At 29.2% G+C, this 17,757-nt stretch carries 14 protein-coding genes and 2 pseudogenes; 3 read left to right on the forward strand and 13 right to left on the reverse strand.

Annotation, left to right across the window (positions count from 1 at the left end):
• Positions 1 to 56 precede the first annotated feature (56 nt).
• On the reverse strand, positions 57 to 833 hold the full coding sequence (locus CLOPA_RS18040; protein ID WP_015616869.1) for a class I SAM-dependent methyltransferase: 777 nt from the start codon (positions 831 to 833) through the stop codon (positions 57 to 59).
• A gap of 532 nt (positions 834 to 1,365) precedes the next feature.
• On the opposite strand from CLOPA_RS18040, the gene CLOPA_RS18045 reads away from it, so the two are divergent.
• Together CLOPA_RS18045 and CLOPA_RS25305 are read left to right on the forward strand one after the other, a co-directional pair.
• Positions 1,366 to 2,301 (forward strand): tetratricopeptide repeat protein, encoded by a 936-nt coding sequence (locus CLOPA_RS18045; RefSeq protein ID WP_015616870.1) that lies wholly within the window; start codon positions 1,366 to 1,368, stop codon positions 2,299 to 2,301.
• Between the two features lie 295 nt (positions 2,302 to 2,596).
• Positions 2,597 to 2,764, forward strand: coding sequence for a hypothetical protein (locus tag CLOPA_RS25305; RefSeq protein WP_015616871.1), 168 nt, complete (start codon positions 2,597 to 2,599; stop codon positions 2,762 to 2,764).
• 322 nt (positions 2,765 to 3,086) lie between these two features.
• On the opposite strand, the gene CLOPA_RS18055 is transcribed toward CLOPA_RS25305, so the two are convergent.
• The 6 genes from CLOPA_RS18055 to CLOPA_RS18080 all read right to left on the reverse strand — a co-directional run bounded on the left by CLOPA_RS18055 (position 3,087) and on the right by CLOPA_RS18080 (position 10,661).
• A complete protein-coding gene (locus CLOPA_RS18055) occupies positions 3,087 to 4,802 on the reverse strand; it encodes an ABC transporter permease (protein ID WP_015616872.1) in 1,716 nt (571 codons plus the stop codon).
• A 29-nt stretch (positions 4,803 to 4,831) separates the two neighbouring features.
• A complete protein-coding gene (locus CLOPA_RS18060; protein ID WP_015616873.1) occupies positions 4,832 to 5,836 on the reverse strand; it encodes an ABC transporter ATP-binding protein in 1,005 nt (334 codons plus the stop codon).
• A 65-nt stretch (positions 5,837 to 5,901) separates the two neighbouring features.
• On the reverse strand, positions 5,902 to 6,993 hold the full coding sequence (locus CLOPA_RS18065; RefSeq protein WP_015616874.1) for an extracellular solute-binding protein: 1,092 nt from the start codon (positions 6,991 to 6,993) through the stop codon (positions 5,902 to 5,904).
• Positions 6,994 to 7,009: 16 nt separating this feature from the next.
• Positions 7,010 to 7,858, reverse strand: coding sequence for a glycerophosphodiester phosphodiesterase family protein (locus CLOPA_RS18070; RefSeq protein WP_015616875.1), 849 nt, complete (start codon positions 7,856 to 7,858; stop codon positions 7,010 to 7,012).
• A 249-nt stretch (positions 7,859 to 8,107) separates the two neighbouring features.
• The gene (locus CLOPA_RS18075) at positions 8,108 to 10,285 is read right to left on the reverse strand and encodes an extracellular solute-binding protein (protein ID WP_015616876.1); all 2,178 of its coding nucleotides are present in this window, start codon (positions 10,283 to 10,285) and stop codon (positions 8,108 to 8,110) included.
• 85 nt (positions 10,286 to 10,370) lie between these two features.
• The gene (locus CLOPA_RS18080; protein ID WP_015616877.1) at positions 10,371 to 10,661 is read right to left on the reverse strand and encodes an HD domain-containing protein; all 291 of its coding nucleotides are present in this window, start codon (positions 10,659 to 10,661) and stop codon (positions 10,371 to 10,373) included.
• 283 nt (positions 10,662 to 10,944) lie between these two features.
• Between CLOPA_RS18080 and CLOPA_RS18085 the strand changes: the two genes are divergently transcribed.
• Positions 10,945 to 11,160 (forward strand): hypothetical protein, encoded by a 216-nt coding sequence (locus CLOPA_RS18085; RefSeq protein ID WP_015616878.1) that lies wholly within the window; start codon positions 10,945 to 10,947, stop codon positions 11,158 to 11,160.
• Positions 11,161 to 11,533: 373 nt separating this feature from the next.
• Here CLOPA_RS18085 and CLOPA_RS26540 read toward each other — a convergent pair.
• The 6 genes and pseudogenes from CLOPA_RS26540 to CLOPA_RS24545 all read right to left on the reverse strand — a co-directional run.
• A pseudogene (locus tag CLOPA_RS26540) lies at positions 11,534 to 14,068 on the reverse strand (DUF3427 domain-containing protein); the annotation flags it as partial.
• 130 nt (positions 14,069 to 14,198) lie between these two features.
• Positions 14,199 to 14,993, reverse strand: a pseudogene (locus CLOPA_RS26260) (restriction endonuclease PLD domain-containing protein); the annotation flags it as partial.
• Positions 14,994 to 15,074: 81 nt separating this feature from the next.
• Entirely contained in the window at positions 15,075 to 15,284 is a 210-nt protein-coding gene (locus tag CLOPA_RS18100; protein WP_015616879.1) for a hypothetical protein, read from the reverse strand.
• A gap of 5 nt (positions 15,285 to 15,289) precedes the next feature.
• Positions 15,290 to 15,673: a (deoxy)nucleoside triphosphate pyrophosphohydrolase gene (locus CLOPA_RS18105; RefSeq protein WP_015616880.1), complete on the reverse strand. Its 384-nt coding sequence runs from the start codon at positions 15,671 to 15,673 to the stop codon at positions 15,290 to 15,292.
• A gap of 45 nt (positions 15,674 to 15,718) precedes the next feature.
• The gene (locus CLOPA_RS18110) at positions 15,719 to 16,888 is read right to left on the reverse strand and encodes a hypothetical protein (protein WP_015616881.1); all 1,170 of its coding nucleotides are present in this window, start codon (positions 16,886 to 16,888) and stop codon (positions 15,719 to 15,721) included.
• A 697-nt stretch (positions 16,889 to 17,585) separates the two neighbouring features.
• Entirely contained in the window at positions 17,586 to 17,738 is a 153-nt protein-coding gene (locus tag CLOPA_RS24545) for a DUF1016 N-terminal domain-containing protein (RefSeq protein WP_080648346.1), read from the reverse strand.
• Positions 17,739 to 17,757: the final 19 nt, after the last annotated feature.

Here is a 17,757-nt window from a genome sequence, read left to right on the forward strand (position 1 = left end):
AGTCAGATCCTTGCTATTTTCAAAATATACCTTTTGATTGCCTTCTTCTCTTTTCCCTATTCCTTTCTCAAGATATCTAATGTATGTGCGCTTGCTCCCAACAAATCTGGTCTTTCACACGTAGAAAAATGATAATTAAGAAAAAGTTGAAATGTATTTTCATCCATAGCATTCAAAACAGGTCGCATATAATTAGCTGGTCCATCTGCTGCAATTATTTTTATCCTTTGCAGTCTTACTTCCTCATTTAACTTATTAATATCTTCAATCCTTACATAATCATATAAATCTTTTGGTTCCGATATAATATGAAAATCATCATTAAGTTTCCCATTATCAATACATGCACGAATATTATTTTCCTTAAAACCATATGTTATTACACTATATTCATTCATACAATATGCTACTAAGATAACACCTCCAACTTTCGTTACTCTTTTTGCCTCTTGCAGCGCTTTTACTTTATCCTCAAATTTATATAAATGATACATTGGTCCAAACACCAAAGTCATGTCAAAAGTATTTTCTGAAAATCTTGATAAATCTAATGCTGTTCCCTGCATTGCTTTTACTGTACTTCCTTTTGACTTCAAAATACCTAGATTGTGCTTCACAAGTTCAATTGCAGTAACATCATATCCTTCATTTGCTAATTGTACAGAGTATCTCCCTGTCCCTGCACCAACATCCAAGATTTTTGCGTTCTCATTATTTTCTAGATACTTATGAATATACTTCATGGAAGTGATATATTCAACTTGTCCATATTTTCTCGTTAATCTTTTGTCCTCACAAAATTTATTGTAGTATTTTTCCAATTCTATTGTCATCTCTTTATGTTCCTCATCTATAATTATAATATATATGGATCTTTTAAAGTTTCTACAGCTAGATCACTATTAGGCTTTGTTAATTTTTCATTATAATTTGTAATTTTTTCATTTAATTCTTGTCTTTTATAAAGCTTAGTTTCTATCTGATGGACTAAAACATTTCTTGTCCAACCATTCTCAACTGTTTTATTTATATATCATCTAACCTGATAATATAAATTCTATATTATTAGAACCATTTTGTGAAGTTAGATTTATATGTGTTCTATTTTATAATTTATTACTTTATCAATATCAATAAATCCAAGAAAAATCTTAGATTTATAATAATCAATAGATTTGTTATGGTTTTGCCTTGGATAAAAAATTTAAAGATTTGTTTTATTGTCATTAGAGTTATGAGCATAATCTAACTTAACATATATTATGATATAATGAAATATAATTGAGAAGAAACAGTATTATTAAAGTAATAATTATATACAATTTTAAAAAACTAAATAATAATTTTTATAGAAAGAGTGTATTTATGAAGGATGATATACAAATTAATAAATATTTAAAAAAGGCAGAAGAAGCTTTTGAAGATAATAAATTAATTAAATCATTAGATTTATATAATAAAGTTTATGAACTTTCAAGTGGTAAAAATTTGGATGCAATAATTAATTTAGCCTTAATATATGACTCTTTGGGAAAATCAGAGAAAGCTAAAGAGTACTATAAAGAAGCTTTAAGTATAGATAACTATGAAGAAAGGGCCTACTATGGTTTAGCTACAATATATGATGAAGAAGAAAAATATGAAGAAGCTATAAGATTATACAATAAAGCTATCTATATAAATCCAAATTATCATAAAGCTTATTTTTTCTTAGCAAATGCCTATGATGTATCTGGGGAAAAAGATTTATCAATAGAAACTTACGAAAAACTGTTAAGTTTAAATCCTATGGATTTTTGGGCAAATTTAAATCTAGGATGTATTTATGAGGAACAAAATCAAAATGATCTTGCATATAAAATGTTTTCAAAAGCTTTAAAAATAGACCCAAATAATCATCTAGCTTTATTCAATATGGGAGTAATTTGTCATAAGTTTAATATGATAAAAAAATCCATTAATTTTTATGAAAGGTCAATTGAAAAAGATAAAGGCTATGAATATAGTTATTTGAATTTAGCAGTAATTTATAAATATAAAGATACAAAAAAGGGTATAGAAATTTTATCCAAGGGAATTAATAATTGTAGTGAAGTATATTTTTTATATTATAACAGAAGTTGTTTTTATGCTGTAATTGATGAAGAAAATAAGGCATGTGAAGATATAATTATGGCTTTAAAATTATATCCACAGTTTTTAAAATATGTTTTAGAAGATGAAGAATTAGTAAAAGTAAGGAATCTAAATTTATTTAAGGAATTTGTGGATAAAAGCAATTTAGGTCAAGCCCTTCACTAAATAGGCATTTCCTACAGGAGATGGCTGGAAGCTAATGTAATGCTATCCACCACTATTTTTTATCACTTTTTAGATAACATATGTTCAAAAGTTATTATCCAAAAATTTAAGAGAAAGTTATATACGTTTTCTTAAACGGTTTCAAGCATTTATATATTATATTCACAAATTAGTTACAATATATTTATTATTCGTTCATATATTGTAACGATTTCGGTGGTTTCCTCCTTTGAATTTTTATTGGAAATAGAATATTATAATAATATAAAAATTAATTGCAAGGAGGAAATAATTTATGAAAAAGTTATTTAAAGAAATATTTAATTTAGAAACTTTAGAGAGAACTCTGATATACAGTGCATTCACTGAATCATACTCTTCATCTTATTATTCAATTTTGAGTGGCATTATTAGAGATATGGATGCAAAAAAAGATGGTAAAAAAACACAAAAGGTTGCATAGCTCTTATTTACATCACAATAATACTACTTGGAGAGTAACAAATATGGATAACAAAATAATGAACAAAGACAAGACTTTATGGTTTTTTATTTATAAAATTATGAAGTCTTGTCTTTATTATTTATACATCATTCATATCATACTTCTATTTTATATTGGAAGTTTTGTTTTTTCTGCTCATAGCTATAAGCTTTTTGGAATCACTGGTAAAACCAGTGGCATTCTAAAACAATAAAAATTTCCTCAAACTGTAGTTTAAGGAAATATAGAATATAAAATACACACCAAAAATAGCAAAATACCCCAAGTCTTTGATATTATCCTATTTATTTTTTCTTATCTTCATACTACTTGTAAAATAAAGTGCTGCTGTAGAAATTATCATGATAACTACTGTATAAACAAAAGACATTACTTGGGCATTTATATTTGCATCTTCATCACTGGCATTTTTAATTACTATACCCAGTGGTTGAAGAAGTGGATGATATAAGAATACTGTCACATCATAATCTGTGAGCATACTATTAAAGTTTAAAACTATTACTGATAAAATTGAAGGTAAAATAATTGGCAAAATTACACGACGCATTATATAAAATGCACTTGCTCCCATACATCTTGCAGACTCTTCCAAACTTTCATCCACACTAAAAAATGCAGCCTTAATCATTCTTAATGAGAAAGGTATTTTTACAATAACATATGCTAACAAAAGTATACCTGCAGTACCTATTAACACCTTATTACCCACTAAAATTCTTGGTGTGTCATAAGTAGTCATAAGACCAAGCGCTATTAATGTACCTGGAAGCAGCCATGGAATAAGCATACTATATTCTAGCATAGCAGCAAATTTTCCTTTTGATTTGTGTATGATTCTTGATACTAATATAGAAATTATTGCCACAATAATAGCTGCAAGTAAAGAATAAACAATACTTATTAAATAAGGTTTAAATGCATTCACATCAATAAACAATGCTTTATAATTTTCTAGAGTCAAACTCTTAAAAGATAAGGTAGCACTTTTAATACTGCTAGAATTTGACAAAGAATAAACAATTACTAGTAAAATTGGTACAGTATAAATTACAAATAAAATATATGCCAAAAAATGTGCTATGAAATTACCTACCGGATTTATAATTTTTTGCTTTACCATTTTCGATTTTGTTTTTGATATAGAAATATAGTTGCCACCTTTTTCAAATTTATTCAATATGAGTAATAGGATTATAGTTACCACTCCTAAAATAATAGAAAGAAGAGATGCGATTTCTTTAGAGTATGAGCTTTTTGCAAAGATAATAATCATAGGATTTATAGTCTGAAAAGAATCTCCTCCTACAATAATTGGTGCAGCCATGGCTCCAAGCCCTGTGAGAAATGTTAAAATAGTAACAGCAAAGAAAGTAGGTTTCAAAACAGGCATCACGATTTGAAAAAATACAGTTCTAAAAGATGCCCCCATATTTCTCGCTGCTTCTATGATTTGATAGTCTATCCCACGAATAGCATTAGTAAGAAAAATGATATGATTTGATGTACAGGCAAAAGTCATAATAAATATAACTGCGAAATAGCCTGTAAACCAATTTGGATTGATGTTTGGATTTATATAAAGTAAAAGCTTCGTAAATACACCATTTGTACCATATATAAATTTATATCCGGTACACAGCACAATCCCTCCATATACCAGCGTACTCATATAACCTATTTTTAATATTTTAGCACCCTTAATGTCAAAATATTCAGTAAAAACAACTAATAATGTACCCACAATATTTACAGTTATAATAAGTGAAACCGCCAAAATAAAGCTGTTTAATAAACTTCTCATAGCTCTTTCGGAAGATAAGAGCTTACTAAATACTGCTGTAGAAAACTCACCATTTTTAAAGAATACGTTGATTAAAAGATTAGCATTAGGATAAATTAAAAAAGCAATAACAAACCATATAAGGAACGCTCTAATAACAATCCCTATAATTCCTATACCTTTAAATTTTTCTTTTAAATTTAATTTTTTCATATTTTTACCCTACCTTATATATTATGCACTTAAAATTGCATAATATCTTTAGTATTTATATATAGATCAACTTCACTTCCTATTTTATGGTATATAACATCATCATTTTTCTCAATATTTTTTATGTTTCGTCCTAAAACTGAATAATTATATTTTGTGTAAATACCATTATATTCTGAATCTTTGACAATAGCTTTAAGTTTTACAAAGCCCTCTCTTTTTTGTGTGTAAATTCTTTCTATTCTAACAAAAGCTTCTTTGCTTTCATTTAATTTATTTACAGTCTGCTTATTGATTTCTTTTATTATTTCGTTGTCAAGTCTGTTAACATCACCTATAAAATCACAAACAAATTCAGAAGCAGATTTATTATAAATTTCATAAGGTGTACCCACCTGCTCTATCTTGCCCTTGTTAAAAACAGCAATTCTATTAGAAAGAGTAAGTGCCTCCTCTTGATCATGTGTTACATATAATGTTGTAATACCAAGTTCTTCTTGAAATCTTTTCAGTTCATATCTAAGACCGACTCTTAATTTGGCATCAAGGTTTGAAAGAGGTTCATCAAGGCATAGTATTTTTGGCTTTAACACAATAGCACGAGCCAATGCAACACGCTGCTGCTGACCTCCTGAAAGCTCAGATACATTTCTGTATAACTGCGTTTCATTTAATTCTATTTTTTTAACAACTTCCATTACGTTTTTATGTATTTCTTCTTTTGAAGCTTTTTTTACCTTTAATCCAAAAGCAATATTTTCATATACATTCATAGATGGGAAAAGTGCATAACTTTGAAACACCATTCCTATATTTCTTTTTTCTACAGATACATTAGTAACATCTTTATTATCAATAAATATACTTCCACTGCTTGGAGTAATAAAACCTACAAGACTTCTTAAAGTTGTAGTTTTTCCACATCCTGAAGGTCCTAACAATGTAAAAAATTCTCCATCATTGATAGATAAATTTAAATTTTGTATGGCAAGAAAATCTCCATATTTTATTTGTACGTTTTTAAATTCTATCATATATATACACCTTCCTATATATAAATGCGGTGTATATAACAACCTATACACCGCCATAAATGAATTTATTTCAGAAATTCAAGTTGTACCTTTTCCATCCATTTGTCCATATTGTCTGCAACAAACTTCCAGTCAATTTGTTGAGGTTTTACATTAGCCATTAATTCTTTTACTTCTGGTGCTGCTTTTGCAAGAGCATCAGGCTGAACAGGCACTGTACCAAACTTTTGAGACCATTCTGCCTGCACTTCAGCAGAACCAAACCAGTCTACAAATTCTTTTGCTACATCAGTCTTTTTACTTTTGTTAAAAATAGCTACTTGTTCTACTACAAATGGAACACCTATCTTAGGTGCCATAATCCCTAAGTTTGTCCCTAGTTGTTTTTCATGTTGTAACAATCCACTACCAAAGGCCATTATCAAAGGACGTTGACCATTCATTACTGCAGCATAGCTATCTTCACCAGTTTTTTCTATATGCCCATTTTGAAGATATTTCTTTGCAACATCCCAGCCTTCCTGTGAAATACCATATTGTCCATTAGGATCCTTATATCTTACAAGAATACTTGCTAAAATAGTTTTTGAAGTACCTCCACCTAAATCTAGTATAGTATATTTATTTTTATATTCAGGTTTTATTAAGTCTGTCCAATCCGTTGGAACTGTCTGATCATTATAATATTTTTTATTATAAGCCAAAATTAGTGGTTGAGTCACTGTTGGATAATAATAACCATCTTTATCTCCAAGAGTCATATCAACATCTTTAGCCCAAGAAGGTTTAAACTTCATAAGCATATCTTGTTTTTTCAATTTTTCATATTCCACTGCATTTAATCCAATAACAACGTCATCAATCTGATTATTCTTTTCCGCAACTAATCTGTTTGCTAGATCTCCAGCTCCTAATGTTACGACATTTAGCTTAAATCCTTTCTCTGCAGCTTTTTGTGTAAGCCATTCTGCTCTCCCATCAGAGCCTGAGTTTGTGTAAATTACTAATGATTTGTCTTTATTTTCTTCTGTCCCCTGTGCTTGTTTGTTTTTATTTCCCCCTTGATTTCCAGTCGTTGTGCTGCAGCCCGCTGCAAATGTCATTAAGATAATTGAAACTAATGTCAGTAGCAAAAATTTAACTTTTACTTTTTTCATAGTTACCTCCTATATTTTATATAAATTTAGCATTTCTGCTATCTATATACTGTTTTAAAAGCAATGGCCAATCTGTTTGCAAAATATCAAAGCCAATATCTATCAATTTACCCCAGCTTTCATCTTCGTTTTCCATGATTGCTCTGTTATCATCAAGTCCTGCAGAGAGTATAGTGTCATCATCAAGAGTTATCGCATTTACCCAGGTTAAAATTCCATTTGACTTAAGCTTTTCAATATATTCTGTATCTATTAATTCGCTATGTAAATCTTTAAATATCAATTCCACTCCTATTAAATTAAGCTTACATTTCATTACTGAAGTAATATTTTCTTTAGTATATACAATAGGCATATACATTAAATTGCTTTCACTGTCTTCAAGAGACTTTAAAAGTTTTTTATCTTCATGAGATTTCAAAATAATCTGGTCTGCCATATTATGCTTTTCTAAAGCTTTTATTGTTTCGTTCCAATAAAACCAAGATCTATCGATATTAATCAAACATCTTCCTTTAAGATGTTCAAGGACATTATCCAGTTTTTCAATCTTCTGATTAATTTTAACTCCATCTACATTAAGGCAGGAATAACTTTCAATTTCTTTTGTACTCATAGTTCTGATGTCTTTGTTTACACCAATAACTGCTCTTTCCATTCCATTGTGGAATGCATAAAAATCACCATCAGTACTCATAATTACATCAACTTCAATAATATCTGCCCCATGTTTTAGAGCATTTTCATATGCTTTTATAGTATTTTGCACAATATTTCCACCACAAGTCCCCCTATGTGCAGCAATCAGTATTTTTTTTTCTTCTTTCTTTTTCCAAATATTTTCTCTTATTAATTCAAAGTTCAATTTAATTCTACTCCCTTCTTTCCACAGCTATACTATAACAAACTATTTTTGAACGTGTCAATTATATTTCCTTAGTAAACAAACGATTTTACCTAGCTTTTACATACATTTTACTTAGTATTTACAATATATAATGATTATATTGATTGGAACGTTCTAATATTTTACAATTTAGAATTTCTAAATTGTAAAATATTGCATAAAAAAAAACAGTACGCACTAAAATGTGCATACCGTTTTTTTATGTGTCTACCTGTTAAACTCTTTATCAAAATAATGCTGTGCATTACTTAATGCTGTATCGATATTAACAATTCCTGTTACAGAACTGCGTATAGCCATACCCAGTATTGTTTCAAATTTTCTATCGTCAAATTGGGAATGCTTTGAATTTTTATTTCTTCTATATCCATGTCTAAAACTTTTATCCATCCCTTTAATCCATGGATATAGAGTCATCACATCTTCATTATTATGAATACTTTTACAAGGTGAAAAACCTCCCAAATAAGTAATAGTAGAAGAAATATTGTCACTATAAATCCAATTTAGAAAATCAATGCTTTCCTGATATTTTTTACTTTCTTTACTTATACCTACAATACCACCACCCAGAAGAGGATAGCCCCCTGGAACTTTTGCAAAACCGATTTTTCCAACAACTTTAGAATTCTTACTATGAAGCATGTGTGATGAGTGATTAGAAAATACAATAATCATAGCTGTATTGCCTTCCGCAAAGTTTTCTAAAGATTTTTGCCACCAAATATTTGTAGCCCCATCTGTATAATCATAAGTCTCTATATAACTTACCAGTGATTTCTTTGCTATTTCTGTATTTATAACAACATTTCCATTTTCATCAAATATTTCTCCTCCGAAATCTTTAAATCTTGGCAAAAAATCACAGGCCGCCACAGCTGCAGAACCAAATACAAGACTTGTACCATAATCTATCGGAGAGTCTGGATTATATTTTCTTGTAAAAAATCTTGCTATTTCATTATATTCTTTAAAACTTTGTGGCAATCTTAGATGACGTCTATATCTTTCATAAAATTCTCTTTGAATTTTTGCATCTTCAAATAAATCTTTTCTGTAATATAAAATCTGTACACTTGGATCTAATGGCATAGAATATAATTTATCATTTATTTTATAATAATCAGCAGAAATACTATCAGAAAATTTCTTTAGCAATGATTGAATCTGTGATGAATTAATATCTAAAGGCATATATAGCTTTTCTCCCAGTTCAGAAAGCCAAGCCATATCAAGTCTTATCAAATCATAGCATGAATTTATGGTTGTAGCTGTTTTGTATAGTTCATCATAAGTCAAATCAGTAATTCTAACATCGATACCTGTCTCCAACTTACAGCTTGGTAAAAGTTTTTTCAAAGCCTCTGTAGTAGGACTTGCAAGTGTTAAAACATTCAATTCACGTTTTTGATTACGTACAGAAATATCAGAAAAGCAAAAGCGGAATCCATCATTTGGTGTATAGAGGTAATTTTTATTTGTATTCTCATTTTTAACTAATTTTAGAATGTATTGACCTATTTTTTTCCCTAAGAGTCTATAATTCAGCTCATACTTTATAATATCACTGCTAGGCATGGTTTCTGTACTTGAAATAGAATATATAGATGGTAATTTCTTCTGAGGATTATAGATTTGGATATCCTTTAAACAAGAAGCTCTTTCTATACTTGTAGTTACAATAGCATCAAAACAATTACTAGATGAAATCACGTCAAACGCAGTGATAAATCTTAGAGAATAATCACTGCTAAAAATTTTAAGATTGCAATAATTATCTTCCAAAGTTTCGGATAAGCTTTTTACAAACTGTTTTATATTGGAAAATTTACTTTCTCCTGAAAACAATGCAATATTTTTATGCCCGTCTTTTATTAGTCTCTTTGCAATATCTGTTCCTGCTTTTTTAAAGTCAAAAGAAACAAAGGTAGAATTTTCAGGCATATTTTCCACAAATCTATCTACAAAAATAAATTTTGTATTATCATTATAAATTTCATTGTTTTTCACGAAAGAGCTTACGACAATTACATAATCAGGATTTAATGATAAAACCCGTTCTAGAATCTTTTGTTCTGAATAGGATATACTATTAGTGGCAAAAACATTTACTTCATACCCATATTCTTTCAACTGATTATCAATACTTATAACCAAATCAGTGTATACCTTCATATTAAGTTCAGGGATTATTATACTTATACGCTTACTGTATCTCTGTCTTAATTCTCTTGCCTGAGCATTGATTTTATAGCCAAGTGCTTTAGCTGCATTTTCAACCAACCTGATTTTCTCAACACTCACATTTCCTTTTTTGTTCAGAACATTTGATACTGTTCCATGCGATACACCAGCTAGCTTTGCAATATCTTTGATATTCGGCATAAATATCCACCTTTATCTAATTGTTATTTGCTGATATTATATCACAGTATATAAGGATTGTGTCAATATAAGAATATTAATTAACCTATTGTACTAGTGATTTAACTAGCACAATAGGTTCACTTAAGATTTTTCTAGCTTCAATAGAACCCAATATTGCATGGTCAGTACTGCTGCCAGTTTTATAAGTATATATGTCATGAAGCATTCCTGAAATAGTACAGAGCTCTGCATTGATTCCTCTTTTTAATGCAAGTAAATTGCAAAATGAAGATACCGCATATAGATGAATATAGCCATGATTTCTTAACTCTAAATCAGGTTGATTGTTTAAAATATCATTAACAATTATACGTATTTTTACTAATCTGTTCATAGTTTTATCACCCTTTATTTAAATATTTTACATAAACATACCTGTAACTCTATTTTATCATCTTATGAATTTTATCGGTAGCAGATAATATATAGCTCAAAAATAAAAAATAATCTCAGTCCACATTTTATGATCCGTATAACCATATGGGCTGTTCACAAATATTTTACATTTATTTTAAATTAATATACCCAATAAATGAATAAAATTATATATAATTAAAGAAAGAAATCAGAATATTCAATAAATTAAATATGAATATTAGATGGGAGGAGAATATATTATGGATAAATATTTAATTAAGAATACAACTAAAGAACAAAGAGAAAAAATTATCAGAGATTCACTTAACTGCGGCGGAGGCGGCTGTGAAAACTGTTCTGCATGCGGCGTATACGGAGCACAGGATCCTTATGAAATGTATCAGACATATATTGACGGTGAAAAAGAAATTTCTGAGATCAACAATGAATTTAGATCTTCTTCTTTTATTCGCTAAACAGATGCCCCATGCGATTACTGTTAACTAGATTAATAGAGTGTGTATAATAATCACTTAAAGCCCTTGATTTCAAGGGCCTTAAGTGATTTTCCATGTCTATGCCTGGCCATATTAATTAGATAAAGGGCATTCCTTGTAGTTAATATCCCTTCCCTGATTATATATAGTTTAGAATATTATGATACATTTATTTCTTGTATATTACAAGAAAGTTGTGTAACGTGATTGGAGACAGCTGTAAGGCTGTTTAAGATCACTCCGGTAACCACGAGTATATTCCTGTTAAGCAGATGAGTGTCAGGGATTTATCATGAAATAACAATACTCCTCCCAACATGGAGAAGAAATTATTAAGAGTTTAATTTATTCTCTACACCGCACCCTTCTCCGCACTTCTAACAAGTCCTGCTGGCATATCCTCTTTCAGTCTCCACATAAAGCTTATGGGCTTGTTACCTTCATGACTTACATATTCAGCCTCACCTAGATATGTATATGGCGAAGTTAATCCATTATTTACTTTATATTCTCTTACAAATAAAATTATCTTATTTCCTGTATTTAAATGATTAATATATCTTTGCCCTGTAGGACTATCCTGTGAAGTTCCACTTTGACTTTGCCAGTGGAATAGTCTTTCATTTATGGCATAATCCTCATAAAGTGTTGAAGGTGAAAAGTCCTTTTCAGATTTATTTAGAGTTATGAAAAAATCATCTGTTTTTCTATCACTAAAATATTTGGCACCTTCTCTAAAAGAAGGCTTTTTATTTTCATTAAAAAATCCAAAAGCAGCCATTATCTGATCTGTAGAATAGCTGCAATGCAACTCTAGGGGATAAATAAATCCTAAGTCTACAGGTTTAGCAATAAAATCAATGTTTTCATAATTATAAGTAAGTATTTCTATTGCCTCTTCCATTAGCTCTTTATTTTTACAAAGCTGTATTAGTGCAGTTTCAAAACTTTCATATTGAAGCTTTTCTGAACAGTCTTGGTAGAAACTATAATATAGCATTCCTAGCATTAATTTTTCTTCTTCATTATAATTATCTACCTTATATCCTTAGCTCTTTATTTTTACAAAGCTGTATTAGTGCAGTTTCAAAACTTTCATATTGAAGCTTTTCTGAACAGTCTTGGTAGAAACTATAATATAGCATTCCTAGCATTAATTTTTCTTCTTCATTATAATTATCTACCTTATATCCTTCTATAAATGATCTTAAACTCCTTATAGCAAATTCTATAAACTTTCTTGAATTTATATGAAATAAATTTTTAAGTCTTTTTGTTATTATTGCCTCATCTTCATTTTGAAAGTCATTTATTAAACCAGCATCCACCTTAAGTCTAGAAAAGCTTCTATTACCTTGACTACCATAAAACTCACCTAAAATATAATTGTTATATTTCAAGAAGTTGCCTAAAGTAAGGTTTATTCCTGTATCCTTTTCAAAATATTTTAATTTGCTTATTAGATTGGCTTTAGTAATTTTTGCACTCTTTATGTTTCTAAGTACATAATCCTTAGCTTCTTTCTCCAGCTGTATATAGCATCCCTTAGGAAGTTTTATAAATCCATTATTTATGCTGTATTCTACTGAATGCTTTGATTTACCTATTAAAGCCTTAAATTTTTCTTCAAAATTATAATTTTTATGTGCCTGTCCAACAAAATCTAAAACAGTCAAACAGTCTTTGTCCTCAGAAAGTCTAAGCCCTCTTCCAAGCTGCTGAAGAAATACCGTTAAACTTTCTGTAGGTCTTAGAAATAATACTGTATTCACTTCTGGAATATCTACACCTTCATTATATAAATCCACAGTGAATATAAATTTAATCTCACCATTAACCAGCTTTACTTTTGCATCATTTCTTTCCTCTGCTCTACTATCTCCATGTAATGCTAAGGATGGAATTCCAGCTGTAGTAAATCTATCTGCCATAAATTGTGCATGTTTTACACTTACACAGAAGCCTAATCCTATTACTGAATTAATATCTGTAACATATTTTTGCACACTAGTTATTATCTGATTAACTCTCAAATCATTATTAGTATATACATTTTCTAGCTGAGCTCTATCATATCCACCACGAGTCCATTTAAGCTTTGATAAGTCTACTGAATCTGATACAGCAAAATACTGAAAAGGACTTAAAAGTTTTCTATCAATGGCTTCTGGAAGTCTCATCTCTGCTGCCATTCTACCATCAAATCTCTCAAGAACATTTTTACCATCCATTCTTTCAGGCGTAGCAGTAAGTCCAAGAAGAATTTTAGGTTTATAATAGTCAAGAAGTTTTGTATATGAAGGTGCTTCTGCATGATGGAATTCATCTACAATGATAAAATCATAGAAATCCTCTGTAGTTTTCTCCTGAAGCTTTACACTGTTAAAGCTTTGAATACTCATAAATAGATGGTCTAAAGATGTGGGAACATTTCCACCAACAGCTGCCCAAAATTATTATTTTTTAAAATAGCCCTAAATGTACCAAGACTCTGTTTTAATATTTCCTCTCTATGAGCTATAAATAATAACCTGTTTCTTTCCTTTTTATTCTGCCTTGCAAAATCTCTATAATCAAAAGTTGCTATTACAGTTTTACCAACACCTGTGGCTGCTACTATGAGATTCTTATTTCTACCGTACAATATTCTTTCAGCTTTTAGCTTCTCAAGTATCTCCTTCTGATAAAAGTAGGGAGTTATATCAAAATTAAAGGTGAATTCACTACCACTATCTTTTAAAGATTCCCTATTTAAAGATGTCTTTAATCTTATTTCATCTTCCCTGCTTTCAGAATTAAAACTTATAAATTCTGCATCATTCCAATAGCTCTCAAAGGTAGCTTCAAACTTTTTTATAATATCAAAAGAATCCTTTTCTGTTACTTTTGTCCGATGACTACCCACTCTAATACTCCCATCTTCTTCAAAGTGGGAATAAAGAGTGGCTACGTCCCTGGATAACGATTTCTAAGCATCAGGTGGAACAAAAACTCCACCTGATACTAAGAACTCTGTTTATATTCCATTCTAGTCCTGAAGTTAAAGCAGCATTTGAGAGATTTGAAGAACCAATATAGGCTGTAGTAAAGCTAGTTTCACGTTTGAATAGATAAGCTTTGGCATGAAGTCTTGTTCTTTTTGTATCATAGGAAATCTTTATATCAGTATTTTTTAGCTTACTGAGTTCCTCTATAGCTTTATAATCTGTAGCTCCCATGTAGGAAGTGGTTATTATTCTAAGCTTATGGTTATCATCCTTTGTAAACTCTCTAAGTTCATCTATTATACATCTTAATCCACTCCACTTTACAAAAGATATTAACAAATCCACAGCATCACTGCTTAAAATTTCTTTTTTTATCTCACTCATCATATCAGGTTCTAAGGGTGTTCCCGTAAAAAGAGAACTTTGAGAAAGAGGGGTAACTGGTCTTGGAGACTTATGTTTATCACCTTTTACTGCTCTTGCATTATTTATTTTAGAATAAAGAGCCGTTAACATCTCTCCCTCTTCATCAATTTTAAAATCTTCTATACCCTTGTCTTTTGTGAGTTTACTGAGACTTTCTATAAGTTCATTACAAGCTTTTATCTGTGAAAGTAAAGCCTCTTCTTTATCATCAGATTTATAGTTTTCCCTTATAAAACGAAGTGATTTTTTTATAACTAAAGATATGTAATTTGAAAGAACAGTTTTCGCTTCCTCTACATCTATAGACTCTTTTTCTATAAGATATTTATCCACATCTAAGGCTTTAAGTTTTTCTTTTATTTCTTCATTTATTACCTGTTCATATATTCCCTGGGCCATTTGCTTATTCTTCATATGTATCACCTTTTTTTATTTACTCAATATGTATATTATAAAAGCCTCTTTTTTATTTTTGTACTTTTATTCATCTTCAACAAACCTAGCTACATCATGACCACACTTTTTACACTTGCCTTTAAGTACAATACCAGCTTTATCATTATGTAAAGTATATCTAACTATAGTAGTCATTCCACAATCAGGACAAAAAACATTTTTTACTATAAGTTCCTGTATGTTTTTAGGTAGTTCAGCCCATTTTTGAAGGGCTTTAAAATCCGTTACTTCCATTAATACTATTCCTCCATCAACTTCTCAACAAAATATTTATCCGCCGGTGCAAAATTAAAGTTCTTTAATTCTTCTATGCTTACCCATCTGCACTCGTCATGTACTGAAAGCTTTATATTTCCTTTAACTATACTTCCCTGAAAAGCTATTAGTTTTATAGTAATTGTATCATATCTATGAATATTTTCTCCAAAATAATTATCAATGGCTATATCTATATTCATTTCCTCTTTTAGTTCTCTAATAAGTGCTTCTTCTGGAGTTTCTCCTTGCTCTATCTTGCCACCAGGAAACTCCCAGAAGCCGCCCATGCTTTTTCCCTGTTGTCTTTTTGCTATTAGGATGTTGTCATTATTGTTTTTTAACATGGCTGCTACTACGTTTAGCATTTTTTGCACCTTCTTTTAATAGTGAATCATTCTCTTTTAACATTACTAAGATTTTTTTAACGTTAATTTTTCCACAAAATTTCTAAACTCATTATCATCAGTATATCCATCTTTAATTTTAATGTCTAATTCTTCTAATAAACTGAATAAAAAATCTTTATCTTTGAGATTATCTATAGATATATCATAGTATGCTATACTCACTTTTATTGAATTGATAATAGAATTTTCATCAGGAATAAAACTTTTTACTTTTTCTATTTTATCCTGTAAGTCTTGTTTACTTACATATTCACTTAACAAGTACTCTTTCTTCATTTCCTCTATAGTCTTATTAAATTCTTGCTTACATTTATCAATTTGTTTTTGTATATCATTTTCCCTAAATAATTTTTCAACATATTTATTAAATTCCTTTATTCTTTCACATAGTAAAGGAATCTTTTCTTTTAAAATGATATATTCTCTTTCTCCAGTGCTAATTAGATTTGCTTTCTTAATTTTTTTAGATTCATAATCAAACTTATTTGAAACTTTTTTAATTTTATCACTATCATAAAATACTTTTAGACTACTTCTCCATTTATTTAATAGTTTACCTTCTTTCTTAGTTTTTGAAAACATACTTTTAATAATAGTATTTATTCCTACTGTTTTATCTGAAAATCTTATACCATTAAACCTTATATTTATGAATTGAATCTTTTTTCTTAGCACCTCTAAATCACAATATGTTACTTTATTCAAATACTCCATTTCAATTGAATCTATAATCTCTTTTGTTAAATTTGTTGGAATCTTTCCGCTCAATGTTTTATTTCTATTATCCAATAATTTTTTACTTGATACTTTATCTAACATAAACCCATTAGCAGTTCGTATATTATTTTCATATTCACAATCATAATAAACACAGACAATATCATCTACCGAGAGAATATTTATACCTATTCCTTTAACACACAAAGTAACATCTATCAATTTATGCAATAGCTTTAGATTTTCTAATACTCTATAATTTTTTGTAGATAAATTCATGTCTTTGTCAATCCAAATAACGATATTATCTCTTCCTAGTATCTTTTCCATTTCTAAAATAGCTTCAATTTCAAATCTTTGTAAATATTTAACCTGCAAAAATATATTTTTCTTGGCTGATTTAATAAGTCTTACTCTAAAATTTATATCTATATAATTAACTACAAATTTATTCATATAAACTCATTCCATTAATATATTATTCTACATTAATGTATATTAAAATATTTCAAATTATATACTTTACAAATTTTAGGCATTATTTTTTCCAAGAAAATGCTTTAGTTATACTTAACGTAGTTTCCAAAATAAGGCTCAACCTCCGAGGCACTAGGAGATGACTGTAAGTCACTCCTCGCTACTATTTTTCCCAAGTCACTGTTACCCTTGCGAAGGAATGATGACTGAGCTTGCTAAAGAACAATTATGCAGAGTTTTGGGCAATATTGATGGGATCACTGTTGCGGATGCTTTGTATACTTTTGCTGATTATCTATAATTGTTAATTCATTTTTAGAGCAGTTCACTGTTCTTTTATTTTTTACTTATGATTGATAAATTAAAGTGAAATTTTAGGTTAATTTATCTTCTAAATAGGATATTTTAAATTGTAAATTTATCGTTTCTTTGGAGAAAATAAATTGCAAAAAGTAGGATAAAACAAAGTGTTAATCAACATCTATTCTTAAATTATAAAATAAACTTACTCAATAACTACAATTTTATATATTAAATTTTATCATATTTCTTAAACTATTATCCATGTCTTTTAAATATTATAATTTACATAGTTCCCCACATTATCTTCACCAGACTCTTCAATAATCATATCCAGTATGCTATGGTGTCAGTCCCACTAGGAGATGGCTGGAAGTCAGCTCCTTGCTACTAGAACATTTCTTGACCAACTATTCTCAACTGTTTTATTTATATACCATAACCTTTCCTCTTTATCTTTTATTTTCCCCATAATAACAATATTATGTGCCCAGGGAATTTGTGCAACTACTTGTTGCACAAATTCAATATCATATGGTAATAAATTT

The sequence above is a fragment of the Clostridium pasteurianum BC1 genome (genome assembly GCF_000389635.1).
Taxonomy (GTDB): domain Bacteria; phylum Bacillota; class Clostridia; order Clostridiales; family Clostridiaceae; genus Clostridium_I; species Clostridium_I pasteurianum_A.